The organism is Pseudomonas sp. Pseusp21 (assembly GCF_059492145.1).
Window position 1 is genome coordinate 5,372,780 of record NZ_CP168520.1, and the last position, 26,433, is coordinate 5,399,212.

16 protein-coding genes are annotated in these 26,433 nt (G+C 62.9%); 7 read left to right on the forward strand and 9 right to left on the reverse strand.

Translation table 11 applies throughout. From position 1 onward, the window contains the following. The first annotated feature begins 58 nt into the window (after positions 1-58). Together ACEN93_RS24480 and ACEN93_RS24485 are read left to right on the forward strand one after the other, a co-directional pair. Positions 59-952: a LysR family transcriptional regulator gene (locus tag ACEN93_RS24480; protein ID WP_039772530.1), complete on the forward strand. Its 894-nt coding sequence runs from the start codon at positions 59-61 to the stop codon at positions 950-952. A 4-nt stretch (positions 953-956) separates the two neighbouring features. Beyond that, positions 957-1,550 (forward strand): tRNA-uridine aminocarboxypropyltransferase, encoded by a 594-nt coding sequence (locus tag ACEN93_RS24485; RefSeq protein WP_285411768.1) that lies wholly within the window; start codon positions 957-959, stop codon positions 1,548-1,550. A 152-nt stretch (positions 1,551-1,702) separates the two neighbouring features. Here the strand turns inward: ACEN93_RS24485 and ACEN93_RS24490 are convergent, their stop codons facing one another. The 3 genes from ACEN93_RS24490 to ACEN93_RS24500 form a co-directional block, all read right to left on the reverse strand. Beyond that, on the reverse strand, positions 1,703-3,064 hold the full coding sequence (locus tag ACEN93_RS24490) for an HlyD family type I secretion periplasmic adaptor subunit (protein ID WP_495610619.1): 1,362 nt from the start codon (positions 3,062-3,064) through the stop codon (positions 1,703-1,705). Positions 3,065-3,074: 10 nt separating this feature from the next. Next, on the reverse strand, positions 3,075-5,234 hold the full coding sequence (locus tag ACEN93_RS24495; protein ID WP_074691152.1) for a type I secretion system permease/ATPase: 2,160 nt from the start codon (positions 5,232-5,234) through the stop codon (positions 3,075-3,077). A 225-nt stretch (positions 5,235-5,459) separates the two neighbouring features. Then, on the reverse strand, positions 5,460-6,818 hold the full coding sequence (locus tag ACEN93_RS24500; protein WP_074691154.1) for a TolC family outer membrane protein: 1,359 nt from the start codon (positions 6,816-6,818) through the stop codon (positions 5,460-5,462). Between the two features lie 531 nt (positions 6,819-7,349). On the opposite strand from ACEN93_RS24500, the gene ACEN93_RS24505 reads away from it, so the two are divergent. Further along, positions 7,350-15,254: a retention module-containing protein gene (locus tag ACEN93_RS24505; RefSeq protein WP_495610620.1), complete on the forward strand. Its 7,905-nt coding sequence runs from the start codon at positions 7,350-7,352 to the stop codon at positions 15,252-15,254. Positions 15,255-15,439: 185 nt separating this feature from the next. Here ACEN93_RS24505 and ACEN93_RS24510 read toward each other — a convergent pair whose 3' ends face one another. From ACEN93_RS24510 to ACEN93_RS24520, 3 genes are all read right to left on the reverse strand, one after another. Beyond that, positions 15,440-15,817 (reverse strand): DUF6124 family protein, encoded by a 378-nt coding sequence (locus ACEN93_RS24510; RefSeq protein ID WP_085666733.1) that lies wholly within the window; start codon positions 15,815-15,817, stop codon positions 15,440-15,442. Between the two features lie 359 nt (positions 15,818-16,176). After that, a complete protein-coding gene (locus tag ACEN93_RS24515) occupies positions 16,177-16,572 on the reverse strand; it encodes a YbaN family protein (RefSeq protein WP_085666732.1) in 396 nt (131 codons plus the stop codon). Between the two features lie 10 nt (positions 16,573-16,582). Then, on the reverse strand, positions 16,583-17,170 hold the full coding sequence (locus ACEN93_RS24520; RefSeq protein WP_039765475.1) for a UPF0149 family protein: 588 nt from the start codon (positions 17,168-17,170) through the stop codon (positions 16,583-16,585). 276 nt (positions 17,171-17,446) lie between these two features. Here ACEN93_RS24520 and recQ point away from each other — a divergent pair, with 276 nt between their 5' ends. The 3 genes from recQ (at position 17,447) to ACEN93_RS24535 (ending at position 22,048) form a co-directional block, all read left to right on the forward strand. After that, positions 17,447-19,576 (forward strand): DNA helicase RecQ, encoded by a 2,130-nt coding sequence (gene recQ, locus ACEN93_RS24525; RefSeq protein WP_085666731.1) that lies wholly within the window; start codon positions 17,447-17,449, stop codon positions 19,574-19,576. A 134-nt stretch (positions 19,577-19,710) separates the two neighbouring features. Next, positions 19,711-20,145: a MarR family transcriptional regulator gene (locus ACEN93_RS24530; protein WP_039765478.1), complete on the forward strand. Its 435-nt coding sequence runs from the start codon at positions 19,711-19,713 to the stop codon at positions 20,143-20,145. Positions 20,146-20,272: 127 nt separating this feature from the next. Next, positions 20,273-22,048: a motility hub landmark protein FimV gene (locus tag ACEN93_RS24535; protein ID WP_085666730.1), complete on the forward strand. Its 1,776-nt coding sequence runs from the start codon at positions 20,273-20,275 to the stop codon at positions 22,046-22,048. Between the two features lie 6 nt (positions 22,049-22,054). On the opposite strand, the gene ACEN93_RS24540 is transcribed toward ACEN93_RS24535, so the two are convergent. Further along, positions 22,055-24,256 (reverse strand): patatin-like phospholipase family protein, encoded by a 2,202-nt coding sequence (locus ACEN93_RS24540; protein WP_085666729.1) that lies wholly within the window; start codon positions 24,254-24,256, stop codon positions 22,055-22,057. 71 nt (positions 24,257-24,327) lie between these two features. Here ACEN93_RS24540 and ACEN93_RS24545 point away from each other — a divergent pair, with 71 nt between their 5' ends. Further along, positions 24,328-24,615: an Rdx family protein gene (locus tag ACEN93_RS24545; RefSeq protein WP_039765482.1), complete on the forward strand. Its 288-nt coding sequence runs from the start codon at positions 24,328-24,330 to the stop codon at positions 24,613-24,615. Here the strand turns inward: ACEN93_RS24545 and ACEN93_RS24550 are convergent. Together ACEN93_RS24550 and ACEN93_RS24555 are read right to left on the reverse strand one after the other, a co-directional pair. After that, on the reverse strand, positions 24,609-25,502 hold the full coding sequence (locus ACEN93_RS24550; RefSeq protein WP_085666728.1) for a DMT family transporter: 894 nt from the start codon (positions 25,500-25,502) through the stop codon (positions 24,609-24,611). The genes ACEN93_RS24545 and ACEN93_RS24550 overlap by 7 nt on opposite strands. Positions 25,503-25,574: 72 nt before the next feature. Beyond that, entirely contained in the window at positions 25,575-26,339 is a 765-nt protein-coding gene (locus ACEN93_RS24555) for an AraC family transcriptional regulator (RefSeq protein WP_039765486.1), read from the reverse strand. Positions 26,340-26,433: the final 94 nt, after the last annotated feature.

A 26,433-nucleotide genomic window follows, 5' to 3' on the forward strand; every position in this document is an offset into this window, starting at 1 on the left:
TGATCGTTCCCACGCAGAGCGTGGGAACGATCTATGGGGAACGATCCTTGGAGTAGACATGGCCAACGCTTTACCCGACCTGAAACTTTTGCGCATCTTCGTCAGCGTCGTGCGCCATCAGGGGTTTGCCAACGCGCAGCAGGAACTCAACCTGTCGACCTCGGCGATCAGCACCTACATGAGTCAGCTCGAAGCCGCGCTGGGTCTGGTGCTGTGCCATCGCGGGCGCGGTGGTTTCAGCCTGACCAGCAAGGGCGAGCTGTTCCATCAGGAAACCCTGCGCCTGCTCGCGGAGCTTGAAGGTTTCGAGCAATACGCCGCGGCGCTCAAGGGCGAGTTGCGCGGCACGCTCAACCTCGGGGTGATCGACTCCACGGTCAGCGACAAGGCCTTGCCGTTCGCCGAAGCCATCGGCGCCTACAGCCAGGAACACCCGGCGGTGCATCTGCATTTGTCGGTGATGAGCCCGTATGAGCTGCAACTCGGCGTGCAGGACAATCGTCTCGATCTGGCCATTGGCGCGTTTTCCACGCGCATGAGCGGTCTGGTGTACATGCCGCTGTATCGCGAACAGCATTGGCTGTATTGCAGCAACCGGCACCCGTTGTTCAACGAGCGGCGGATTCCCGAGCAGGTCATCACCCAGCAACGCATGGTCGGTCGCGGTTACTGGAGCCAGGCGGAACTGGCGCGCCACGGTTTCAAACACAGCGCCGCGACCGTGGAAAGTATGGAAGCGCAGCTGATTCTGGTGCTGTCCGGCGCCTACATCGGTTACCTGCCGGAGCACTACGCCCAGGCCTGGGCCGACAAGGGTGATCTGCGGGTGCTGCTGCCGGCCACCTTCGGTTATCAGGCGCCGTTTTCCATGATCATGCGCCGTGGCCGCAGCCGCGAGCCGCTGATCCAGACTTTCCGCGACCTGCTCAAAGCGCAGCTCAATCAGGCATAAGAACATGTCCAGACCCCAATGCCCGCGCTGCCTGCGCCCACAAACCCATTGCCTGTGTCCGCTGATCCCCAGCCTCGACAGCCGCACCCGGGTGTTGCTGTTGCAGCACCCGAGCGAGGTCAATCACGCGCTCAACACCGCACGGCTGGCAGCGCTCGGGTTGAACAATGCCGAGCTGATCGTCGGTGAGGTATTCGAGGATTTGCCCGCGCTGCTGAATCGGCCGGGGTATCGGGCACGGTTGTTGTTCCCGGCGGACGATGCGCAGCCGATGCAGGCTTACGCCGCGTCCGATGAACCGCTGTTGCTGGTGGTGCCGGACGGCACGTGGCGCAAGGCGCGCAAGATGTTGCACCTCAATCCGTTGCTGGCGGCGTTGCCGCGGGTGACGCTGGCCGAAGGCGGGGTTTCCCGGTATCGACTGCGCAAGGCACCGGGGCCGGGAGCGTTGTCGACGATCGAGGCGATTGTTCAGGCGTTGCAGACGCTGGAAGCGCCGGCGTCTTTCGAGCCGTTGCTCAAGCCGTTTGAGGCGCTGATCGAGGGGCAGATTGCGGCGATGGGGGAGGAGACTTTCCAGAAGAATCACGGAGGCTGATCGGACGGATACTGATCGCCTGATCGTTCCCACGCTCCGCGTGGGAATGCCGCCCGGGACGCTCCGCGTCCCTTCGAGACGGTGACGCAGAGCGTCACTGGATGCATTCCCACGCAGAGCGTGGGAACGATCAACGTGAGAGCGATCAATCACTACCGCTCGCGCATCGCCTCGGTCCGGGCTTTCAGCACCGGTTTGAGCAGGTAATCCAGCACGCTTTTCTCCCCGGTAATGATGTCCACCGTCGCGACCATCCCCGGAATGATCAGCAACGGTTTCACATCCCCGCCCAAATGGTTTTTGTCGGTGCGCACCTGAATCAGGTAGAAGCTGTTGCCCTTGTCATCAGTGATGGTGTCGGCGCCGATCAGCTCAAGCTTGGCGCTGAGCCCGCCGTAGATCGTGTAGTCGTAGGCGCTGAACTTGACCATGGCTTTCTGGCCCGGATGCAGGAACGCCACGTCCTGAGGGCGGACCTTGGCTTCGATCAGCAGGTTGTCTTCCAGCGGCACGATTTCCACCATGTCGCTGCCCGGCTGCACCACGCCGCCGATGGTGTTGACCTTCATTTGCTTGATCACCCCATGCACCGGCGAAGTCACGGTGGTGCGGCTGACGCGGTCGTCGATGGCGATGCTCGAAGCAGTGATTTTAGACAGGTCGGTACGTTTCTCATTGAGCTCCTTGGCCGCTTCGGAGCGGAATGTCTGTTCCGATTCGTCGATCTTGCTGCGGATCTCGGCGATGGCCGATTCGGCGCGGGGAATGGCCAGGGTCGTGGCGTTCAGGGAACCGCGGATTTCCACGGCACTGCGCTTGAGCCGCAAGATCTCCACCGGCGACACGGCACCGGTCTTGACCAGCGGTTCGGACATGTTCATTTCCTGATTGACCAGCGCCAGGCTCGAACTGTATTGCCCCTGTTTCGAGCGAAACTCCGCCAGTTCCTGAGTCTTCTGCCGCAGTTGTTCGCTGAGGGTTCTCTGTTCGCTGGCCAGCCGCCGCTGCCGTTGTTCATACAGCGAACGCTCGTCCTCGGCCACTTGCGGCGCCTTGGCGATCACTTCGTCCGACAGCTTGAACGGCCGGCCCTCTGCTTCGGCGGACAAGCGTTCGACCTGCGCGGTCAAGGCATAACGATCGGCCTCGCTCTCACCCTTGTTCGACAGAAACCGCGTGTCGTCCAGGCGCAGCAGTTTGTCGCCCTTATCGACCATTTGTCCTTCGCGCACGAAGATCTCGGTGACGATCCCGCCCTCCAGGTTCTGAATCACCTGGACCTTGCTCGACGGAATCGCCTTGCCTTCGCCCATGGTCACTTCCTGCAGCACCGCGAACTTGGCCCAGACCAGCGCACTGATCAGCAGCGCCGCCGCCAGCCACACGGTGATGCGCGACCAGCGTGGCGAATCCTGCAGCGAGGCACCGGCGGTTTCCGGCATGAATTCGGCTTCGGCGCTTCTACCGAAGCTGTCGAAATAACCGCGGGGTTTTGAAGGTGAGGAAGCAGACATGGGGTAACTCCTAGACCGCTGCCGAGCCGACCCGGCCCTTGCGCAACGCATCGATGACCGCTTCTTTCGGACCGTCGGCGACGATCCGGCCGTTGTCCAGCACCAGCAACCGGTCCACCAGGCTCAGCATTGAAGTGCGGTGGGTGACCAGCAACAAGGTTTTGCCCTGCACCCAGCCGTGCAGCTTCTGGCGCAGGACGTCTTCGCTGCTGTTGTCCATGGCGCTGGTCGGTTCGTCGAGCAGCATGATCGGCGGGTCGAGCAACAGCGCCCGAGCCAGCAACACGGCTTGGCGCTGGCCCCCGGAGAGCAGTTGCCCGCGCTCGCCCACCGGCCGGTCGAAGCCTTGCGGGTGTTGCCGTGCAAGCTCGGTGACGCCGGTCAGTTCGGCCACTTCGAGCATCCGTGAATCGCTGATGTAGCGGGCACCGAGGGTCAGGTTGTCGCGCAGGCTGCCGGCCAGCAGCGGCAGATCATGGGCGACGTAGCCGATCTGCTGGCGCAGGTCGGCGACATCCAGTTGCCGCAGGTCGAGGCCGTCGAGCAGCAACTGGCCTTCGTCCGGTTCGTAGAAGCCCATCACCAGTCGCGCCAGGGTGCTTTTGCCCGAGCCGCTGCGGCCGATGATGCCGATCCGTTCGCCGGGTCTGACGCTGAAACTGACGTTGCTCAGGGCCGGGGCGTTCTGACCGTTGTAGTGGAAGGTCACCGCGTTGGCGTCCAGCGCACCTTGCAGTTGCGTGCGCTCCAGCGGCCGCTGTTTGCCGTCGCGTTCCTGAGGCAGGGACATCAGCGCGTCGGTGCTTTTCATGGTCAGTTGCGCTTGCTGGTAGCGGGTGATCAGCCCGGCGATCTGGCCCAGCGGCGCGAGCACGCGGCTGCCGAGCATGTAAGTCGCCACCAGCGCGCCGACGCTGAGGTTGCCGGCGATGATGCTGTAAACCCCGGCCACAATTGTCGCCATCCCCGAAAACTGCTGGATGAACAGCGTGCCGTTGGTGGCCAGCGCCGAGAGATTACGGGCGTGGCTGTCGAGGCGGGTGAGGGCGCCGTGGGTGCTTTCCCATTTGTGCTGGCGCTCGCTTTCGGCGCTGCACGCCTTGAGGGTTTCCAGGCCACCGAGGGTTTCGATCAGCAACGCCTGACGCTCGGCGCCGAGGCTCAGGCTTTTCTGCACGGTGTCGCGCAGGCGGACCTGAATGATCATCGCGAACACGATCGTGATCGGAAACGCCAGCAGTGGAATCACCACCAGCCAGCCGCCGAGCAGGCCGATCACCACCAGCATCAACACCACGAAGGGCAGGTCGATCAGGCTGGTCAGGGTCACGGCGGTGAGAAATTCGCGCAGGCCCTGAAAATCATGAATGCTCTGGGCGAAGCCGCCGATGGTCGCCGGCCGGGCCTTCATCGCCATGCCGGTGATGCGTTCGAATAAAGTCGCAGAAAGGATCACGTCGGTTTTCTTGCCGGCGGTGTCCAGCAGGTGCGCGCGCACCACCCGCAGCACCAGTTCGAAACCGGTGCCGATCAGCAGCCCGATGGCCAGCACCCACAGGGTCGACGTGGCCTGGTTTGGCACCACGCGATCGTAGGTCTGCATGACGAACAGCGGCACCATCAGGCCCAGCAGGTTGATCAGGAAACTGGCGAGGATTGCGTCGCTGTACAGCCATTTCGACAGCTTCAGGGTGTCGCGAAACCACGCCTGCACCCGTGGCACCAGCGGTGAACGCAGGTCTTCCAGTTCATGCCGTGGCCGGGCGAACAAGGCCTGGCCGCTGTAGTGTTCGGTGAGCTCTTCACGGCTGACCCATTGCTCGCCGCCGTCGGCTTCGCTGGGTAGGATCAGCGCCTTGCCGTCTTCGCTAAAACGCCGCAGCACTGCCGTGCGACCGTTGCCCAGCAACAACAGCACCGGCAGGTTCAGCGGTGAAATGTCCTTGAGTTCCCGGCGCAGCAAACGCGCCTGCAACCCGGCCCGGGCTGCGGCGCGGGGCAGCAGGTCCAGGCTCAGGCGTTGTTTGTCCAGGGGCAGCCCGGCGCTCAGGCTGGCGCGACTGACCGTCGCGCCATGCAGTTTGCAGAGGATCAACAGACCATCGAGCAACGGGTCATCGAAGCTCAGCCGCGGATCGATCCCGGTGTTACCGGGTTGCATGCTGGTCATATTGATCGCTCCCGTTGAACTGGCTCGGCTATCCACATCAACCCTGTGTTGATCGTTCCCACGTCGAAGCGTCGAACCGTACTGATCGTTCCCACGCTCTGCGTGGGAATGCCTCTAGGGACGCTCTGCGTCCAGTGACGCGGAGCGTCACGGGCTGCATTCCCACGCGGACGGTTCGACGCCTCGACGTGGGAACGATCAAAAACACAGCCTTCGGCAGTGTGGTTATTTCAGCTCGGGCAAGCGCGCTTCGTTTTTCACCTCGGTCGCGGCAATCGCATCGGCCGGCAGCACCACCCGTTGCTTGCTCAACAACTGGCCCATGTTCGCCAGCACGCGGTACATCGAGTATTCCTCGGTGTAGCGGATTTCGGTGTAACGACGGTTGGCGTTGTACAGCTCGTTTTCACTGTCGAGCACGTCCAGCAGGGTGCGCTGGCCGAGGCCGAACTGATCCTGATACGCAGCGCGCACACGCTTGGTGGTCTCGGCGTATTCGCGGGCGGTCGGGGTCTGTTTCCTGGCGTTGAGCATGGCGTTCCAGGCCAGGTGAATGTTCTCGTTGAGCTGGCGCAGGGCGTTGTTGCGGATGTCCATCGCCTGGTTGATCTGGTGCGCGTCGGAGGCCAGTCGCGCCTTGTCGCTGCCGCCACGGAACAGGTTGTAGTTCATCACCACACCGACCCGCCATTCGTTGTCGTGGCCCTCGTCACCCTGCACGTTGTTGTTGGCGCCGACGGCGGCTTCTGCGTCGAAGCGTGGATAGAACGGCGACTTGGCGACTTCGTACTGGCTCTCGGCCGATTGCACGTCGGCCTGGGCAGATTTCAGGTACGGGTTGTTCTCGACCATGCTCTGTTGGGCTTCAGGCAAGGTGGCGGGCAATTCGCCGCGGGTCGAGGCCGGGGTTTCCAGCTCATCCGGCATGCGCCCGACCACGCTGTAGAAGTTCGACTCGGCATCCGCCAGATCGACTTCGGCGGTGTCGAGGTTGTTCTGCGCCAGCGCCTTACGGGCCACCGATTGATCGGAGTCGGCGGTGCTGCCCACCCCGCGCTCGGTGCGCAGGCCGATCTGGTCGTTGACCCGCAAGTGCGCCTGCAGGTTGTTCTTGGCCAGGGTCACCAGTTCGCGACGCTTGAGCACTTCAAGGTAGACCTCGATGGTGCGCAGGGCCAGATCCTGGGCGGTGCCTTGCGCGTAATAGGCGCGCGAGTTGGAAACGCCCTTGGTGCGCTCGACTTCGTTGGCGGTGTTGAAACCGTCGAACAGCATCTGCCGCAGCCGCAGCTCGGACTGGGTGTAATTGAGGATTTCGGTGTGGTGGTTACCGAAGGCCCGGGTGTTGGTGTTGTCGCTGTAGCCGCGCCCGTAAGCAGCGTTCAGATCCACCGACGGATAGAAGCCGCCCTTGGCGACCTTCACCTGTTCATCAGCCGACAGGCGCGCATCCACGCGCGAGGCCAGTTCGGGGTGGGTGGCGATGGTGCTCTGAATCGCCTCGGTGAGGTTCATGGCCTGGGCTTGAGAAGTGCAAGCCATGGCCAGCAAAACCGCGCTGCAGAGGGGGGTTAGTACGCGCATGGGTGCATCTCCCTGAGTCCTGATGGTGTTTCGCTGTCGCCAATTTATTGACGATATTTTTAGTAAAAAGCGTTTCATGCCTGTAACAACAGAGCTAAGAACATCCTGAAGCGTAGCTAAGAAAAAATTTTCATAAGGGTTATGCCAAAAAAAACTTATGCGCTTCGCCAAATCCAGCACATTGTTCCACTCGAAAGCCTTTGTTTTATGCGCTTTAGGGAGCACAGAAAGGCTTGAGGAAAGTTCCACTCACTTTGCGACATACGGCGAAGTACTGCTAAAGGGGAGGGACGCGTAGCGGCTGATGAGCGACAGATTTTTGTCACTCGGGTGATTCACCACCGTTACGTAGCGCTAGTGGGCCTGCTGCAGTGAACAGAGATTCCAAGTGCCTGATGGCGCTGGCATTTCTGGATTTGCGCAACCTGCGAAACGAACTGTCGAGGTGCGAGCGTCGCCCCGACAACCCGCTTGAGCCATGGGCTGCTTCGCGAACCAGCGCCGACGGTGGTCGGCAGCGGAGGAATGCACATGGCAACGCTCATCGGGATCGTCACTAAAGTCATTGGTCAGGTTTTCGCTCAGTCGGCGGACGGCTCTCGTCGCGCACTGGTCGAAGGCGATCGGCTGTTTGCAGGGGATCAATTGATCACCGGGGCGCAGGGGGCGGTTGCCGTTCATCTGCAAAACGGCCAGGAACTGACCCTCGGCCGCGACAGCAGCCTGACCATGACCGGCCAGTTGCTCGCCGATCAGGCGGCCCACGTCAATGCACCGGAAGCGGTGACCCCGAGCGAGTCGCAACTGACCGACGTCGAACAGATCCAGAAAGCCATTGCCGCTGGCGATGACCCGACCCAAACCGCCGAAGCGACGGCGGCGGGCCCCGGAGCCACCGGTGGTGCGCCGGGCGCGCTGGGTGGCGGCCACAGTTTCGTGTTGTTGACTGAAGTGGCGGGCCGGGTCGATCCGGTCATCGGTTTCCCCACCGCCGGTTTCAATGGCATTCCCGAGTTTCCCGAAGAACGCCACAACGCGGTGATCAACAACGGTGACGACACCGCGCCGATCGCTCCACCACCACCGCCAGTCAACAATCCGGTCACACTCACCGGGCTGTCTGTTGCCGGTGGCGAATTGAATCTCAACGAAGCCAATCTGCCCGACGGTTCCGCCGCCAACCCTGGCGCGCTGACCCAGACCGGCAGCTTCACGGTGTCGGCGCCGGACGGTCTGAGCAGCCTGAGCATCGGCGGCATCAATGTGATCGTCGGAGGCGTGCCGATCGGTTTCCCGCAATCGATCACCACGCAACTGGGCAACACCCTGACCATCACCGGCTACAACCCGGCCACCGGCACGGTCAGTTACAGCTACACCCTCAACGGCAACGAAACCCACGCGGCGGGCGACGGTGCCAATAACCTCAGCGAGCAATTCACCGTGATCGCCGGCGACAGCAATGGCGACACCGCCACCGGCACGCTGGACGTCAACATCACCGACGACGTGCCGAAAGCGTTCGATGACAACAATGGCACGGCATCAGAGACCCAACTGACCCTGACCGGCAACGTCCTGACCAACGACGTGCAGGGCGCCGACCGCGTACCTGTCGGCGAAAACGCCGGCCCGATCACCCCCGGGACCTTCATCGGCACTTACGGCACGTTGGTGCTGAATGCCAACGGCACCTACACCTACACGCTGAATACCAGTGATGCGGACTTCAAGAATCTGCATGGCGGTGGCAATGGCACCGAGACGTTCACTTACACCCTGACCGATGCCGACGGCGACACCAGCACCGCCAACCTCGTGCTGCAGATCCACAACAACGACGATCCTGTGGTCATCAACGGGTTGAACGTCGAGGGTGGTGAACTCACCGTTTACGAGAAAAACCTCGGCGACGGTAGCGCCCCGGATTCGGGAGCCCTGACCCAGACCGGCACCTTCACCATCACCGCGCTGGACGGCGTCACCACGCTGACCATCGGTGGCATTGCCGTGGTCACCAACGGTGTAGCCGCAGGCTTCCCACAATCGGTGACTACGCCACTGGGCAGCACACTGACCATCACCGGTTTCAACGCCGCCACCGGCGTCGTCAGCTACAGCTACACCCTGGTCGACAACGAAGCGCACCCGAATGCCAACGGCGCGAATGTGCTCAACGAGCAATTCGCCGTGACCGTGGTCGATGACAACGGCACCACCGCCAACGGCACGCTGGACGTGAACATCGTCGATGACCTGCCAAAAGGCGTGGACGACAGCAACGCCGGCACCGCTTCGGAAACCAACCTCACGTTGAGCGGTAACGTCCTGACCAACGACGTGCAGGGCGCCGACCGCGTGCCTGTCGGCGACAACGCCGGCCCGATCACGGCGGGCACTTTCACCGGGACTTACGGGACGTTGGTGCTGAACGCCAACGGCACTTACACCTACACGCTGAATACCAGCGACGCCGATTTCAAAGCGCTGCACGGCGGCGGCAACGGCACTGAAACCTTCACCTACACCATCACCGATGCTGACGGCGACACCAGCACCGCCAACCTCGTGCTGCAGATCCACAACAACGACGACCCGGTAATCATCAACGGCCTCGACGTGAATGGCGGTGAACTCACCGTCTACGAAAAAAACCTCGGCGACGGCAGCAGCCCCGATGCGCCAGCCCTGACCCAAAGCGGCACCTTCACCATCACCGCGCTGGATGGCGTCACCACGCTGACCATCGGCGGCATTGCCGTAGTCACCAATGGCGTGGCGGCTGGCTTCCCACAATCGGTGACCACGCCACTGGGCAGCACGCTGACCATCACCGGCTTCAACGCCGCCACCGGCGTCGTCAGCTACAGCTACACCCTGGTCGACAACGAAGCGCACCCGAATGCCAACGGCGCGAATGTGCTCAACGAGCAATTCGCCGTGACCGTGGTCGATGACAACGGCACCACCGCCAACGCGACACTGGACGTGAACATCGTCGACGACCTGCCAAAAGGCGTGGACGACAGCAACGCCGGCACCGCGTCGGAAACCAACCTCACCTTGAGCGGCAACGTCCTGACCAACGACGTGCAAGGTGCTGACCGTGTACCAACCGGCCCGAATGCCGGCCCGATCACCGCCGGCACCTTCACCGGGACTTACGGCACCCTGGTATTGAACGCCAACGGCACTTACACCTACACGCTGAACACCAACGATGCGGATTTCAAAAACCTGCACGGCGGCGGCAACGGCACTGAAACCTTCACCTACACCATCACCGATGCCGACGGCGACACCAGCACCGCCAACCTCGTGTTGAACATCCACAACAACGACGATCAGGTGTACCTCAACGGCCTCGACGTTAACGGCGGCGAACTCACCGTCTACGAAAAAAACCTCAGCGACGGCACCAGCCCCAACACCCCGGCGCTGACCCAGAGCGGCACCTTCACCGTCACCGCCCTCGACGGTCTGCAAACCCTGACCGTGGGTGGCATTGCCGTGATCACCAATGGCGTCGCGGCCGGCTTTCCGCAATCAACCGTCACTCCGCTGGGCAGCACGCTGACCATCACCGGTTACAACCCGGCCACGGGCGTTGTCAGCTACAGCTACACCCTGGTGGATAACGAAACCCATCCGACCGCCAACGGCGCCAACAGCATCACCGAGAACTTCAACGTGGTGGCGACGGACACCGACGGCAGCACCGCCACCGGGCAAATCAACGTCAACATCATCGACGACCTGCCGACCGCCAAACCCGACGCGACGTCGGTGCAGGAGGGCGGCACCGTCAGCGGCAACGTGCTGGACAACGACATCGGCGGCGCCGACGGCCCGGCAGCCAGTGGCGCAGTAGTGGGCGTGCGCGCCGGTTCCGACACCTCGACCTCTGCCATCGGCGGCCTCAACAGCAACATCAACGGCACCTACGGCTACCTGACCCTCGACGCCAACGGCAACGCGGTCTATCACAGCAACCCGAATGCCGTCAGCGGCCCCGGCGCGGTGGATGTGTTCACCTACACCGTGCGCGATTCCGACGGTGACGAAAGCACCACCACCATTACCATCGACGTCTACAACAGCAAACTGTGCGCGGTCAGCGACACCGACGTCACCGTCTACGAAAAAGCCCTCGATCTGACCAAGGACGGCCAGGATCTGGCTCCTGGCACGGTCACCGGCAGCGATCCGACCAGCACCGGGGAAACCGCGTCCGGCACGCTGGTCGGCTCGGTCACCGGCGCGGTCGGTGCGATCAGCTATGCGCTGGTCGGCAGCGCCACCGGCAACTACGGGCAGATCGTGCTCAACCCCAACGGCACGTACACCTACACCCTGACCTCACCGGCCAGCACCACCCCGCACGCCGACGACGGCGCCAACACCCTGACCGAAACCTTCACCTACCAGGCCACCGATTCGCTGGGCAACGTCGTCACCAGCACCCTCGTGGTCAGCATCGTCGATGACGTGCCGAAGGCGATCAACGACAGCAACGCCAGCACCGCGTCGGAAACCCAGTTGACCCTCAACGGCAACGTGCTGACCAACGACGTGCAGGGCGCCGACGTGGTGGCAACCGGTCCGAATGCCGGCCCGATCACCCCCGGCACCTTCACCGGCACTTACGGCACCCTGGTGCTCAATGCCAACGGCACCTACACCTACACGCTGAACACCAACGATGCAGACTTCAAGAATCTGCACGGCGGTGGCAACGGCACCGAGACCTTCACCTACACCCTGACCGATGCCGATGGCGACACCAGCACCGCCAACCTGGTGCTGAACATTCACAATAACGACGATCCGGTGGTCCTCAACGGTCTCGACGTGTATGGCGGCGAGCTGACCGTTTACGAGAAAAACCTCAGCGACGGCACCAGTCCCGACACCCCGGCGCTGACCCAGAGCGGCACCTTCACCGTCACCGCGCTCGACGGTCTGCAAACCCTGACCGTGGGCGGCATCGCCGTGATGACCAACGGCGTGGCCGCCGGCTTCCCGCAATCGACCGTCACCCCGCTGGGCAGCACGCTGACCATCACCGGTTACAACCCGACCACCGGCGTGGTGAGTTACAGCTACACCCTGGTGGATAACGAAACCCACCCGAACGCCAACGGCGCCAACAGCATCACCGAGAACTTCAACGTGGTGGCGACCGACACCGACGGCAGCACTGCGACCGGGCAGATCAACGTCAACATCATCGACGACCTGCCGACTGCCAAACCCGACACCGGCTCGGTGGCGGAGGGCGGCACGGTCAACATCAGCGTGCTGGGCAATGACATCAGCGGCGCAGATGGCGCGGCGATCGTGGTCGGCGTGCGCGCCGGCGGCAACACCGCGACCTCGGCCATCGGCGGCCTCAACAGCAACATCAACGGCAACTACGGTTACCTGACCCTCGATGCGGCCGGCAACGCGGTCTATCACAGCAACCCGAACTCGGTGAGCCCGCCGGGCGCCACCGACACCTTCACCTACACCATCCGCGACAGTGACGGCGACGAAAGCACCACCACCATCACCGTCAACGTCGCCGACAGCAAACTCGTGGCCTCGACCGATCAGGACGTGACCGTCTACGAAAAAGCCCTCGACCTGACCAAGGACGGGCAAGACCTGGCCCCCGGCACGGTCACCGGCAGCGCCCCAAGCAACACCGGCGAAACCGCGACCGGCACGCTGGTCGGTTCGGTCAGCGGCGGCAGCGGGGCGATCACCTACACCCTCGTCGGCAGCGCCACCGGCACTTACGGGCAGATCCAGCTCAACGCCGACGGCACCTACACCTACACCCTGACCTCGGCGCCGAAAACCACGCCGAACGCCAACGACGGACCGAACACCCTGAGCGAAAGCTTTACCTACAAAGCCACCGATGCGCTGGGCAACAGCACCACCAGCACCATCGTGGTCAACATCGTCGACGACGTGCCAAAAGCGGTAGCGTCGGATCGTTCGGTGGCGGCGGTGGAGATTGACTCCAACATCCTCATCGTCCTCGACATCTCCGGCAGCATGGCCGACGCCTCTGGCGTGCCGGGCCTGTCGCGGCTGGAGCTGGCCAAGCAGGCGATCGGTGCCTTGCTCGACAAGTACGACGATCTGGGCGATGTGAAAGTGCAGCTCGTCACCTTCAGCAGCAACGCCACCGACCGCACTTCGGTGTGGGTCGATGTCGCGACGGCCAAGACCCTTCTGGCCGGGCTCAGCGCGGGCGGCGGCACCAACTACGATGCGGCCGTGGCGACCATGTACAACGCGTTCAACACCTCGGGCAAACTCACCGGGGCGCAAAACGTCGGCTACTTCTTCTCCGACGGCAAACCCAACGAGGGTGACATCGGCACCGCCGACGAAGCGACGCTCAAGGCGTTCCTCGATGCCAACAACATCAAGAACTACGCGATCGGCCTGGGCAGCGGCGTGAGCAACGCCAACCTCGATCCGCTGGCGTATGACGGCATCACGCACACCAACACCAACGCGGTGGTGGTCACCGACCTCAACCAGCTCAACTCGGTGCTGTCCGGCACCGTCGAAGGGGCGCCGGTCACCGGTTCGTTGATCGGCGAGGGCGGCACGTTCGGCGCCGATGGCGGGTTCATCAAATCCATCGTGGTCGACGGCACCACTTACACCTATGACCCGAAAGCCAACGGCGGTCAGGGTTCACTGGTCGCCAGCGGCGGCGTCAACCACGGCACGTTCAACACGGTGAACAACACTCTGAGTATCGCCACCAACAATAGCGGCACCCTGGTGGTCAACCTCGACACCGGCGACTACAGCTACACCTCGCAAAAAACCACCGCCGTGGTGATCACCGAGAACATTGGCTTCACCCTCAGCGACAACGACGGCGACCTCGCCAGCTCGACGCTGACCGTGAAAGTGATCCCCAACGCGCCTCCGGTGGCGGCGGATGATCACATCATCACCAACGTGCTGTCGGGCAACATCGTGGTGCCGGGCGAGCTGTTGCTGGCCAACGACACCGACCCCAACGGCGACACCCTCAACGCCACGCCGACCTCGTTCAACACCGGCTGGATCTCCAGATCGGCAGACTTCACCGGCAGCGGGGCGATCAGCTTCACCGGCACCAACGCCAACACCGCCGCCAACCAGAACCTGGCCAACGTGCGTAATTCGTTCAGCGCCAACGCCGCGACCATGACCGCCGTGCTGGTGGTCAGCGGTTACCTCGGTGCGGTGACCAACACCAACGCCAACGATGAAGACCGCATCACCGTCAACCTGCGCCAGGGTGAAACCCTCAACCTTGACCACAACCTGGCGGCCGGTCACATCACCATGGAGTACTCGATCAACGGCGGCGCGTACATCGCCCTTGCGGACGGCCAGACCCTGACAGCGACGTCCGACGGCGTCTACCAGATCCACATCACCAACATCAGCAACACCACGGGCAACAACGTCAACGCGGCGGAAAACTATCAGCTGACCATGACCCTCAACTACGCCGGGGCCCACGACATCACCCCGGACTACCACGGCACCTACACCGCCAACGACAACCACGGCGGCAGCGACACGGCGAACGTGACCATCAGCTATCAGGACGGCCACACCCTCACCGGCACCTCGGGCGATGACGTACTGGTGGCCGGCACCGGCGACAACATCATCAACGCCGGCGACGGCAACGACGTGCTGACCGCAGGCTCCGGCAACAACGAACTGCACGGCGGCGCTGGCAACGACTTGCTCTACAGCGGCCCGGGCAACGACCTGCTCGACGGCGGAACCGGCATCGACACCGCCAGCTACGCCCATGCGACCGCCGGGGTGACGGTCAACCTCGGCCTGCTCGGTGCGCAAAACACCCTTGGCGCCGGGACGGACACCCTGACCGGCATCGAAAACCTCGTCGGCTCGAACTTCAACGACACCCTCACCGGCGACAACAATAACAACGTGATCAACGGCGGCCTGGGCAACGACATCCTCAATGGCGGCGGGGGCGATGACCTGCTGATCGGCGGGATGGGCAACAACACCCTCACCGGCGGGCCGGGCGCTGACACCTTCCAGTGGCTCAAGGGCAACAGCGGTCACGACCTCGTCACCGACTTCACCCCCGGCACCGACAAGCTCGACCTGTCGCAACTGCTGCAAGGTGAAAACGGCACGTCGGCGTCACTGGATGACTACCTGCACTTCACCGTCACCGGCAGCGGCGCCTCGCTCATGACCAGCATCGACGTCAGCGCCATGGCCGGCGCCACGCCGAACCAGACCATCGACCTGGCCGGCGTCAACCTGGCCAGCCACTACGGGGTGACACCGGGGGCGGGTGGTCTGATTGCCAGCGGGCACGACACGGCGACCATCATCAACGGCATGCTCAATGATCATTCGTTGAAGGTGGATACGGTTTGATCTGAACGCTGAAACGACAAAACCCGCCGCCCCGATCAAACGGGACGGCGGGTTTTTCTTTGCGCGTAGATCGTTCCCACGCTCCGCGTGGGAATGCAGCCCGGGACGCTCCGCGTCCCAAACAGCGGACGCAGAGCGTCCATTGAGGCATTCCCACGCAGAGCGTGGGAACGATCAGGCGGCGATCAGGCTACAGCGGACGCCTCAGCCTTCAACTCCAGATTATCCAGCGCCCGATTCACCGCCAGCTCCCCCAACATGATCAACTGCGCAATCCCCAGCAACACATGCCGCTGCGGGCCGTCCACCAGCCCGGCGAAGTCATTGGCCATGATCTTGGCCGAGGTCAGGGTTTCGCAGGCATCGGCCAGCAGTTCTTCGCTGTCGATGCCGGGGGCGATGAGGTAGCGGGTGTTGGGTTTGAGCAGCGGTTTGCGGGGGAGCAGCGGATTGAGGTAGTGATCGAGGGCGCGTTCGGCGGCTTCGTGGAATTTCTTCGAATCGAGGGTTTCGTAGGGGGATGTCGAATCGACTTCCGGCGGGTTTGGCGTAGGTTTGATCATTGTGAAGCTCCTTGAGAAATGGAGCCGTCATCCATCGCTGCTAAACGAAGAGGGTGGCGGCTGAACGCGGGTTAGCAGACCAGGCTCAAGGATCCCGGCGCACCGAAGTGCCCCACGTCAGCCGCCATAAAAAACATTGGCGACACCAACGTGCCTTGAAGTTAACCGGGCTGCTAAACCCGATCGCTGTTTTTCAGCGACCGCCAAACAATAGAACCCGCCCCCAAGGCGCACAAGCCGGCGGATTCTGGCGGATGCGTAGGCAAAGGCGCAAGGTTGCGTGGCTTTGCGGACATGTTCTTAAACATGATTCAACTGGGTGTCAGGTTGAAAGGACTGAGTTGCGCCATCGCCCCTTGTCAGGATTTGCGCAACGTCTTCTGCCGCAAGATATAAACCGTCACCAGCACCGCGCTGGTCAACATGAACCCCCGGGCCCAAGGCAGCGGCACCAGGTAGCACGAGAACAGAATGCTCGCCCACATCAGCCCGATCGCGTAGACCTTGCCCTTGAGCGGAATGCCGTTGCCATCCAGGTAATCGCGGATCCATGGCCCGAGCCGGGGATGCTCGACCAGCCATTGATAGAAACGCGGAGAGCTGCGGGCGAAGCAGGCGGCTGCCAGCAGCAGGAAGGGGGTAGTGGGGAGAACAGGCAGGAAAATCCCGATCACCCCCAATGCCACGCTCAGCCAGCCGATGGCCAGCAGGATGTAGCGCAACATCAGGGAGCGGTTGCCTATGGGATTGTCCATAGGCCGGATCTTAGTGGTGACGTGGCTTGAGGATCGCCGGTTTTTCGTCGGGCGCCTGGCACAGCAGGTACAGCGCGGTCAGGGCTTCCGGGATCTGCACGATCATGTCGTCCATCAGGTTGGCGTCCTTGGCGATGTCTTCGAACTCGGGCTGTTCGTCGAACAGGCCCGAACCGACCATGATCGGCAGGAGCATTTCGCTGACTTCTTCTTCGGCGGTTTCGAACCAGGCCGCTTCGCGCAGGAACACGCCTTCCATGAAGCCGATGCACCAGCCGCGCAGTTCGGAATCGTCCGGGTCGTCGCCCAGGTCCAGTTCGCATGGCAGCTCGAATTCTTCGTCCGACGCCAGTTGGCGGGCGATGTGGGCCTTGAGTCCGATCAGCGTGGCTTCGATCTCTTCACGCTGCGCTTCGCTGCTGTAATGCGGCTCTTCGGCGAACAGGGCGTCGATCCATTCACGCTCCGGCACGTCTTCGGCGCAGATCGACAGCGCGGTCAGGTAACCGTGAGCGGCCACGTAGTCCAGCGCCTCTTCATGCAGCTCGTCGGCGTCGAGGAAGACTTGCAGGCGGGTTAGTTGCTCGGCGAAGGACATTAAAGGGCTACCTTGGGGGAATAAACAATGCGGGAATTCTAGGCCTTCTTGAGCCCTCAAGCCAGCCGCACGGCAGATTTGCCCGCACAAGCTTCTTATCGGCGGTGCCCTTTGCCGGGGAGGGCTCGGGTATACTGCCGCGCTTTGCGATCCCTGCCGGTGTCGCGGCTGATTATGTACGGCGCATGCAATGCACGCTTACGTTTTGTTTAAAGCAGCCTCGGCTGTCTTGAACCAGCCTGTGCAGGGATGTTTCGGTGGATTTTTGGAGTTTTTATGCTCGAACAGGCTCAACGCGTCCTCAAGGACATCTTCGGCTACGACAGTTTCCGTGGCCGTCAGGGTGCAATCATTGAGCGCGTGGCCAGTGGCGGTGATGCCCTTGTGCTGATGCCGACCGGCGGTGGCAAGTCCCTGTGCTTCCAGGTGCCGGCGCTGCTGCGCGATGGCCTGGCGGTGGTGGTGTCGCCGCTGATCGCGCTGATGGATGATCAGGTCGCCACCCTCGAAGAGCTGGGCGTGGCCGCCGCGGCGTTGAACTCCACCCTGAGCGCCGAACAACAGCGCGACCTCGCCAACCGGATCAAGCGCGGCGAAGTGAAAATGCTGTATCTGGCGCCGGAGCGGCTGGTGCAGCCGCGCATGCTGTCGTTCCTGCAAGGCTTGAACATCGCCCTGTTCGCCATCGACGAAGCGCACTGCGTATCGCAATGGGGCCATGACTTCCGCCCGGAATACCTGCAACTGGGGCAGTTGGCGGAAATGTTCCCCGACGTGCCGCGCATTGCCCTGACCGCCACCGCCGACAAGCGTACCCGCGAAGAAATCGTCACCCGCCTGCACCTGCAGAATGCCGAGCGTTTCCTCTCGAGTTTCGACCGGCCGAACATCTTCTACCGCATCGTGCCCAAGGAGCAGCCGCGCAAGCAGTTGCTGGCGTTCCTGGCCGAGCGGCGCAGCGATGCCGGCATCGTCTACTGCCTGTCGCGCAAGAAGGTGGAAGAGGTGGCCGCGTTTCTCACCGAGCAGGGTTTCCCGGCGCTGCCGTACCATGCCGGTCTGCCCAACGATCTGCGTGCCTATCACCAGAAACGCTTCCTCAACGAGGAAGGCCTGATCATGGTCGCCACCGTGGCGTTCGGCATGGGCATCGACAAACCCAACGTGCGCTTCGTTGCTCACCTCGACCTGCCGAAATCCCTTGAGGCGTATTACCAGGAAACCGGACGTGGCGGCCGTGACGGCCTGCCGGCGGACGCGTGGATGGCCTACGGTCTGCAAGACGTGGTGATGCTCAAGCAGATGCTGCAGAACTCCGAAGGCGACGAGAGCCACAAGCGTCTGGAGCAGCACAAGCTCGACGCCATGCTCTCGCTCTGCGAAGAAACCCGCTGCCGCCGTCAGGCGCTGCTGGCCTACTTCGACGAAGACATGCCCGAGCCGTGCGGTCACTGCGACAACTGCACCGACGGCGTGCAGACCTGGGACGCCACCGAGCCTGCGCGTCAGGCGCTGTCGGCGATCTACCGCACCGGCCAGCGTTATGGCGTCGGCCATCTGGTGGACGTGCTGCTGGGCAAGGACAACGAAAAGGTCCGCAGTTTCGGCCATCAGCACCTGTCGGTGTACGGCGTCGGCAAGGCGCTGAGCGAGAGCGAATGGCGCTCGCTGTTCCGTCAGTTGGTGGCCCGTGGTCTGGCGGATGTCGATCACGAAGGCTATGGCGGCCTGCGATTGAGTGATACCTGCCGGCCTTTGCTCAAGGGTGAAGTGACCCTTGAACTGCGCCGCGACCTCAAACCACAGATCACCGCCAAGAGCGGCAGCAAGAGCCCGGCCAGTCAACTGGTGCGCGGCGAAGAACGCGAACAGTGGGAAGCCTTGCGCGCCCTGCGGCGCAAACTGGCGGAAGAACACGGCGTGCCGCCGTACGTCATCTTCCCCGACTCGACCCTGCTGGAAATGCTCCGCAGCCAGCCGACCTCGCTGGCGGACATGGCCCGGGTCAGCGGCGTCGGCGCGCGCAAGCTGGAGCGTTACGGCGAGGCCTTCCTCGAAGTGCTCGGCGGCGAGGCCGAGGCGCCGAAAGTGGTGGCCGACGTGCGTCACGAACTGATCACCCTGGCCCGCGCCGGCATGACGCCGTTGCAGATCTCCGGTCAATTGCAGTGCTCGGAAAAGAACGTCTACGCCATGCTCGCCGAAGCCATCGGCAAGCAGCAGCTGTCGCTGGAACAGGCGCTGGATCTGCCGGAAGACCTGATGGGCGAAGTGCAGGATGCTTTCCTCGACGGCGAAGGCGAGTTGCCGTCGGTCGCCGAAGTGGCCGAGCTGTTTGCCGGTCGAGTGCCTGAAGGTGTGCTGTATTGCGTACGGGCTGCGCTGCAATCCGAGTTTGAAATGTGAGAGGGCGTTTGTGCCAACCGCTATACCGATGTAACGATTCAGTACAGGACGCCTCTTGCCTATAGCCAAATGTCATGCTTAGCTGACTAATAATTAGTTTTTCTCTATTTGTTCAGTCTAATCATGAGTGTTTTATGCCGTTAACCGATCAACACCGTTTTGGCATGCAATTGGCCCAGATGTCCCGTGGCTGGCGTGCCGAACTGGATCGCCGGCTGGCCGGTCTGGGCTTGTCCCAGGCACGCTGGCTGGTGCTGCTGCATCTGGCGCGTTTCGAAGAGGCGCCGACTCAGCGGGAGCTGGCGCAGAGCGTCGGCGTCGAAGGGCCGACCCTGGCCCGTCTGCTCGACAGCCTGGAAAGCCAGGGCCTGGTGCAACGCCAGTCCGTGATGGAAGACCGCCGGGCGAAAAAAATCGTGCTGTGCGCACCGGCCTTGCCGCTGATCGAGCAGATCGAAACCATCGCAACACAATTGCGCAAGGAATTGTTCGAAGGCGTCGACGAGGCGGATCTGAAGGTCTGCATGCGGGTTCACGGGCACATTCTGGCTAACCTGGAAAAGTCTTGAGGCATAACCGCGTGCCGTTTTTTTGAGAGATCGCGCTGGGCGGACTATAAGAACTACTGGGCAATATCGTGTTCGTACCGGATGTGCGAACGCATAGAAGTCGGTTTTGCTTATTCAAGGGATGCTCATGCTCGGAAGTCGGCACGTGGTAAAGCGTTGCGCCAACTCGCTGCTGGTGGCCGGTGTTCTCACCTGGTCCACCGCCTCATTGGCGCTGGGGCTCGGTGACATCACCGTGCATTCAGCCCTCAATCAGCCGCTCAAGGCTGACATCGCGCTGGTGGATGTCGGGGGCGTCAGCGAAAGCGAACTGGCGGTTCGTCTGGCCTCGGCGGACGAGTTTGGCCGCGCCGGCGTCGAGCGCGTGTTCTTTCTCAACAACCTCAAGTTCACCCCGATCCTGCGCGGCAATCGCAACATGATCCGGGTGACTTCGACCAAACCGGTCAACGAACCCTTTCTGAATTTCCTGGTGCAGCTCGATCAGCCCAACGGCCACCTGCTGCGCGAATACACCGTGCTGATCGACCCGCCGGGCTCACCGGGAATTGTTCCGGCCACCGACGAGCCGACGGCGCGCGCGCAATCCTCGGAATTCCCGACCCCCGAGACTCCCACCGCAACTACGCCGGCCAAACCTGCTGCGCCGGTGCAGCCACCGGCTCCGGTCGCCGACGCGCAGGCCGAGCAACTGGCGGCGAGCATTCTGCAGAACCAGCAACTGCAAAAAACCATCGATGCATTGAACGTGAAGCTTCAGGCGCAGGAAGTGCTGATCGCTGACGGCAAGAAACAGCTCGGTGATTTGCAGGCCCATCTGATTGAAGTGCAACAGGCGCCGCCGGCACCTGTCGCACCCGTGGCGCCTGTGCCTGCGCCGGTCATTGCCCCGGTTGAGTCCCCGGAGGATTCACTCAACTGGCCGCTGCTCGGCGGACTGCTGCTGGTACTGGGATTGCTGGTGGCAGGGCTGTATGTGCGTCGGCACCGCCAGCAGGAACAAGGGGCTGAGGCGCCGACACCGTTCCTGCCGGTTCGAAACGAACCCCCGGTCGACGACGCCGAACCGATGCAGCCGAGTGCCGTTCACAGTGCTGTCGAACATCGCGAGGAACACGCCAACGGTGATGTGCTGGAAGCGGTCGGCATTTATCTGGCCTACGGACGCTTGGGCGAGGCTGCCGGTCTGTTGCGCGATGCGTTGCAGCGGGAACCGGAGCGCATCGACCTTGGCGTGCAGTTGCTTGAAGTGCTGGGGCGGCAGGGCGACACGCCGATCTATGACGAGCAGGAAAACCGCCTGCGCCAGCTCGGGGTCGAGGATCAGCGCTTGCAGGAGATTCGCGCCCGCTACCCGAAACTGGCCAGCGCCGCACCTCTGGCGGCAGCGGCTCCGGTGATTGCTGCGCTGCCGATCGAACCCCCTGTGGAGCCGGAACCCGAAGACAATTTCGAACTGAACCTGGATCAGCTCTCGATGGCGTCGAGTTGGGATCTTGAGGAGACTCGCTCCACCACCGACGCACCTGAACAGGCGCCATCAACGCTCGGCTCCGATCTGCAGGTACTGCCACAGGATTTCGAACTGCCGGAAACCCTGCCCGACGACGCTGAAACCGCCGAACTGGAATGGATCGCCGAGCCGGAAGCGCAGCCGCTGGACGAGGACTTTCTCAACGAATTTGGCGATCCCGGCACGTCGCTCTCGCTGGAGCCACTGGAGCTGCAGGCGCCGGAATCCGAACCCTCGGACGCCGCAAACGCCGGCAAACTCGAACAGGCCCAGACCTGCATCGACGACGGCGATCTCGACAGCGCCATTGCCTTGCTCAACGAACTGCTCAAGGAAGCCGACGAACCCCTCAGGCAAACGGCGCGCACGCTGTTGGCGGGGATTCGCTGAGCGCCGTCAGAAGGTCTGCCCGAGGTTCAGGTACACCGCCTGCTCATCCGCATCGTTCAGTCCATAGCTGAAGTTCAGCGGCCCCAGCGGCGTATCGAAGCCGATGAACACGCTGGCGGCGTTGATGTAGCCACTGTCGAACTCGTTGTCGTTGTTCCACGCCCGGCCGCGTTCCAGCGAGGCGCCGGCGTACAGCGGGAAGTCCAGCGGCAGGTACGAGCGCGGGGTGAGACGGCGGTAATACACCGCGCGCATCAGACTGACGTTCTGCCCGGAGATGGCGTCCTCGCGGAAACCGGACAGTTGCCGGGCGCCGCCGAGCAGGAAACTGGAGGTCACCACGTTGGCATCGTCCAGCGTTCGACCGTAACGACCGCCCAGGATCAGCGTATCCGGGCCGCTGCTCATGGCCTTGTCCAGTTTGAATTCCCACTGCCGGTAGCGCGTGTCGGAACCCAGGCTCGGCTCGAACTGCACCAGGGTCAGGCCGATGTCTTCGCCTTCGTGGGGGTAGTAGACGTTGTCCAGCGAGTCGAAGGAGTACTTCAGCGCATAGAACCCTTCGTTGAAGTTTTCGCTCGGCAGGTCCTGATCGCCGATCCGTACATCGGCCTTGCCCCAAGCCTCGCCGACGCCGAAACGCACTTCGCCGCTGTTGCCGATCTGCCGGCCGACATTCAGGCCGAAGCCGTAGCGCTCGACGCGATACTGGGCGATCGGATCGTTGTCCAGCACCGAGTCGACGTTTTGTGCGGCGAACGACGCATAAGGCGCCACGAAGTAGCGAGAGCCTACGTCCAGCGGTTGATAGAACTCGCTGTATAACTCTTGTTTATCGCCGATCTGTGCCCGGGTCAGCCATTCCGCGCCGAGCCGGTTGATGCCGTTCATGCGGTAACTGGCGCCGAGGTTGAAGGCGCTGTCACCGCGCATGTCGTCCGACAGGCTGAGGCCGACCCGCAGGTAATCGGTGCCGGTGCGCTTGCCGCGCGCGCTGATCACCAGCGTGTGATCCGCGCCCTTGTGCACCACGCGGTATTGCACCTGCTCGAAATAATCGAGGCCGTACAGGGTGCCCATGTCGGTTTGCAGGCGACCCAGATCCAGCGGTTCGCCGATATGCTGGCGGATGTAATAGCGGATCACGTCATCGCCGACTTTCGAGTCGTTCTCGACCTTGATCGCAGTGATGATCGGCGTGCGCTGGCCCGGCGCGCGGGCAGCGTTGAGTTCGGCGTCCTGCGACTGCACGGGTTTGAGACGCGCGAGGCGCACGTTCAGGGCCTGGGTTGCGCGGTAGCCGGCGTCAATCATCTCCTGGCCGCGACCGAAATCGGTGGAACCGAAACTCGCCAGCGGCGGCTGGATCAGCACGTCGTCGGGATGCAGGGTCGCCAGTTGCTCTTCGGAGTTGCGTCGGGTCATCAGGGTGATCGACTGGTTCAGCACATCGACCACGGTCACCAGTTGCTTGCGGTTGCGCAGTGGGGTGCCGATGTCGACCACGATGGCCACGTCGACGCCCATTTCCCGCGCCACATCGAGGGGAATGTTGTCGGTCATGCCACCATCCACCAACAATCTGCCGTCGAGTTCGACCGGGGCGAACACTGCCGGGATCGACATGCTGGCGCGGATCACCTGGGGCAGATGGCCCTTGCGGAACACCACTTTTTCGCCGTTGGCGATGTCGGTGGTCACGGCGCGGAAGGGGATCGGCAGTTTGTCGAAATCCCGGGTGTCGCTGGTGTGGGCCAGCAGGCTTTCGAGCAGCAGCGCGAGGTTCTGGCCCTGGATCACGCCCAAGGGCAGGCCGAGGCTGCCGTCGTCGCGAAAGCTCAGCTTCTGTTTCACCAGAAAATCGCGGTCGTCCTGCTTGCGCCGGAACGGTACGTCTTTGCGGGGCGGGGCGTCGGACAATGCCTGCTGCCAGTCGATGGTCAGGGCGAGTTTTTCCAGCTCGTCAATCTTGTAGCCCGAGGCGTACAGCCCGCCGACCACCGCGCCCATGCTGGTGCCGGCAATCGCATCGATCTTGATGCCTTGTTCTTCCAGCGCCTTGAGCACGCCGATGTGCGCCAGGCCACGGGCCGCGCCACCGGATAGCACCAGTCCGACTTTCGGGCGTGTGGTCTCACTGGCATGGACGCTGACACCAGCGAACAGGGGGAGGAAACCAAGCAGCAGGCAGATCAGAAGACGACGCATCGTGATTCTCGGGGCGAGCGATAAAGCCGGCTATTATAGCGGCGCCCTCTGGCTCAGGAGTTTCAGCAATCATGACCGTCACAAAACCGGAAATCGTCATCACCTATTGCACGCAATGCCAGTGGCTGTTGCGCGCCGCGTGGCTGGCGCAAGAACTGCTCAGCACCTTCGGCGACGATCTTGGCAAAGTGTCACTGGTGCCGGGCACCGGCGGGATATTCCACATCACCTGCAACGACGTGCAGATCTGGGAACGCAAGGCCGACGGCGGTTTCCCCGAAGCCAAGGTGCTCAAGCAGCGGGTGCGCGACCGGATCGACCCTGACCGCGACCTCGGCCACAACGACCGTACTCAGTGAGAGGCGGCTTCGGCCGCGACGGTTTTCTTGTCGCTGCTGCCTGACAGCCGGCTCGACACCACGATCGCAACGATGATCAGCACGCCGCCGATCAGCATGCGCAGGGTCGGATCTTCATCGAACAGCAACCACGCCACGGTAATCCCGTACACCGGCTCCATGGCAAACACCACTGCGGCGGTGCGCGCCTTGATCACCGCGAGACTGGCGACGAACAGACTGTGGGCGACGCCGGTGCAGAACACCCCGAGCAGACCGATCCACAACCAGTCGATGGCCCGTACTTCGCTCAGTTGCGGCGCCGCCACCGGCAGCAGACACAACGCCACCACCACGTTCTGACACAGCGCTGCCTGCACCGCCGGGATGCGTCCTGAGCTGGCTCGGTTGGTCAGGGACAACAGGGAAAACAGCAGGCCGGACAGGATCGCCCAGAGCAGGCCGGTGGTCGCGCCGCTGGCCAGATCGAAGGCGGGGGTCACCAGCACCAGTCCGACACTGACCAGCACCACCAGCACGATTTCATTGATGCGGATGCGCTCGCGAAAGATCAGCCCTTCGAGGATCACCGTGAAGGCCGGGAAACTGGCGAAACCCAGGGTCGCGATGGCAACGCCCGCGACCTTGACCGCAATGAAGAAACTCACCCAATGCCCGGCCAGCAGCACGCCGCTCAGGGCCAGGCGCCGCCAGTCGACGGCCTGCAGTTTCTGCCAGCCGCCCTGTTGGGCGAAGCGGGCGAAAAACGCCAGGGCCAGCACGGCAAACGCGGCGCGCCCGAACACGATGACGGCGGGCGTTGCGGCCGCGAGTTTGCCGAAGACGCCGGTCAGGCCGAACATCAGTGCGCCGATATGCAGGGCGCCGAGGGCGGTACGGGGAGTCATTGCAGTCCTTTTTCCAAACACCATTACAGGCACACATTGAAGCGTGTCACGGCGCAAAAGTCTGTCGGCAGGCTATCGACTTTTGTCGTCAGCCTCGCGTCGCAATTGTGTAGGAGACGTACCGAACTCACGCAGGACGGCGGCCGAGAACGCGCTTTGCGAGTTGTAGCCGACCCGGCTGGCCACTTCACCGACGGGCAGCGTGGTGTTGCGCAACAGCGCCACGGCTTTGTGCAGCCGGCGAGTGCGAATGTAGTCCATAGGCGTTTGCCCGCATTCGGCGACGAACCGCGCATGCAACCGGGCGCTGGACAATCCGGCGACACGCGCCAGATCCGCCACTTGCAGCGGATAGGCCGCGTACTGCTCGATGTGCGCGTCGAGTGCCGCGTAGGGCAGGCGGCGCGCGACGATCTCGGCGGGTGGCACGTGGTTCAGGCTCGCCAGCAGCAACACCGCGCCCTGTTGCGCAATCAACGGATCGTCCACCGGACTGTTCGCCAGCCAGTTGACCAGTTGACCTTGCCCGGCATCCAGCGACAACCGCGCGGCGTTGTCCAGCAGACGGCGGCTGGCATCGGCGTGATTGCCCAGCGAGCGCGTCAGCCATTGTGCGTCCGGCACATCCAGCACCAGACAACGGCTGCCCTTGGGACTGCCGCACGCGTGATGCGCGCCGGCGGGGATCACCACGAAGCTCTGCTGCAAGACCTGGCTGCCGTGCCCTTCGACTTCAAAATCCAGCGCGCCGGACAGGCCGAACACCAGTTGTGCGTGGTCGTGGCTGTGGGCGATCAGGTCGTGGCTGTAATGGCGCAGGGTCAGGATCGGTTGCATGGCGGTCTCCGGGCGAGCCGCCAGTCTACACCGGCACAGGGGCGACGCGTTTGTCACACGACTGACGCACACCTGTCATGGTCGATTAACCGGG